Genomic DNA, 2,140 nt, shown 5'->3' with positions numbered 1-2,140 from the left:
GGGCATCGAGCCGCGCGTCGAGCTCGGCGTCCTCGGTGCGGAGCAGGATCGCCTTCGGGCCCAGCCCGGAGATGTTCTCCCGCTGGATCAGGCTCTTGACCCACCAGTCAGGGTCGTACGCCTCACCCAGCCCGGGAATGGGTTTGCCGGCGTACTTGAGGTTGTCGAACTTGCCCTGCGCCATGGCATCCCGGATCAGGTACTCGGCCTTGGCGGCGTCGTCGATCTTGGCGCGCTTTTGCCGGAGTCCCTCCTCGGCGGCGTTGAGCTCGTCGTTCTCCTGCGCCGTGCTGCCCGAGGCCCGCACGGCCCGGAGTTCCGCGGCACGCTCCACCCGGCGCCGGAAAGAGCTGTTGGAACCACTGACCCCGCTGCTCATCAGTCACCACCGTCCTCGCCTGTCGAAATCGCGGATCTGCCTTCCAGTATGAGGAACAGCCGGGCGGCGGCAAAAGGTCCGCGCGGCGGCGAACCGCGACCGTTGCAACCTGCCCCCTCGCCGAGACGGGATCCTTACACTCCCGTAACCCGGTGTTAACCCACCCGTGCGAAGCTGGGGACTTCGGATAAAACTAAGCATCCTTCCCATCTCTCCTGCACAGCAGATCCCGAGGAGTTGCAGCCGTGAACAGCCAAAACCAGAGCGCGTCCGGAAGCCCCCTACAAACCAGCCGCGAGGAAGCGCCAGAGGATCAGAGCAGCACGCACGTCACGCATGTGCGCGAAGACGTGGCCATGGCGGGCGGGTGCGCCAACGTCCACCTGCCCACCGGGCGCACGTGCACGTTGCCCAAGCGCCACCCCGGCTCGTGCAATTTCGTCGGGCCCGAGGACGCGGAGCACGTTGCAAAGCAATAGATCAAAGCAGTAGGACGAAGCACACTCCCTCCGCAGTTTTGCGCAAGGATTCCGGCGGATCCGGTCACGGGTGCCACGCCGCGGCTACGCTGATCGGACATTGAGCACCGGATCTAGCTGAGGGAGATCACGTGCCTCGAGAGAATCTGCGTGAAGATCTGCGGCAGCGCGCCGAGAACGTATCGGCTCAAGGGCTGTCCGCCGGAACCACATCCGCTGCGCCGCGGCCCGTACCACTGGACGCCACAGCCCTGACCCGGGCCGGCATTGCCGGCTGGGCCGCCCGGCTCGGACCTCCCGGAGCGGAAGCACCCCGGTCCCGGAGGCTGGCCCATGTCGGCGGCATCGCGGCCATCGCCGCCCTGGTCCTCTACCTGACGTGGCGCGTCCTGTTCACGATGCCGTCGGGGGAATGGAACCTGGCCATCGCCTGGATCCTGGTTACCTTCGAGGCCTTGCCGCTGGCCGGCCTCATCCTAAAGGCGTGGTCCGTGTGGAACATTGACAGCCATCCGCCGGCGCCCGTGACGGAGGCCCCGAACGGCATGCGGGTGGCGGTGCTGATCCCCACGTACAACGAGCCCATCGAGGTTCTGACGCCCACGGTCGCGGCGGCCTGCGAGCTGGCCCCGGCGCATGAGACGTGGGTCCTCGACGACGGCGACCGGCCTTGGGTCGAAGAAATGTGCGTCGCCTACGGCGCCCGGTATGTCCGGCGGCCCGTCCACGACCACGCCAAGGCCGGCAACATGAACCACGCCCTGGGCCTGATGGCCTCGGAGAAGGCCGCCGGCGGCCCCGGCATCGACATTATCGCCGTCCTGGACTGCGACCACGTCCCGCTGCCCACTTTCCTCACCGCCACCCTGGGCTGGTTCGAAGACCCCGGGATCGCCCTGATCCAGGGTCCGCAGTCGTTCTACAACGGCGGCGCGTTCGACGACGACGGCATCACGGGTGAGCAGGGCACCTTCTTCAACGTCCTCATGGCGTCCCGCAACGTACCCGGCGCCGGACCCTTCTGGTGCGGGTCGACGTCGTTGTTGCGTCTGAGCGCCCTGCAGGAGGTGGGCGGCGTGGCGACCGAGACCATCACCGAGGACATGCACACCACGCTCAAACTCATCCGGCGCGGCTGGCGGACCGTCTACCACCACCAGACGCTCGCCGTCGGGCTCGCGCCGGCGACGCCGGACCAGTACTTGCTGCAGCGCCGGCGCTGGGGCATGGGTGCCATGCAGATCCTCGTCCACGAGAAGCTGTGGGCGGCGAAGGGGTGGCT

At 67.6% G+C, this 2,140-nt stretch carries 2 protein-coding genes; one reads left to right on the top strand and one right to left on the bottom strand.

What is annotated here, in order from left to right:
• Window positions 1-379, bottom strand: a 379-nt coding sequence (locus LQV45_RS27540) for a DUF1992 domain-containing protein (RefSeq protein WP_230010028.1), incomplete at its 3' end; no start/stop codon positions are given.
• 610 nt (window positions 380-989) lie between these two features.
• On the opposite strand from LQV45_RS27540, the gene LQV45_RS27535 reads away from it, so the two are divergent.
• Window positions 990-2,140, top strand: a 1,151-nt coding sequence (locus LQV45_RS27535; protein ID WP_230010027.1) for a glycosyltransferase family 2 protein, incomplete at its 3' end; no start/stop codon positions are given.

The organism is Microbacterium sp. Bi128 (assembly GCF_918698205.1).
This window is presented reverse-complemented; position numbering and strand designations above follow the sequence as displayed.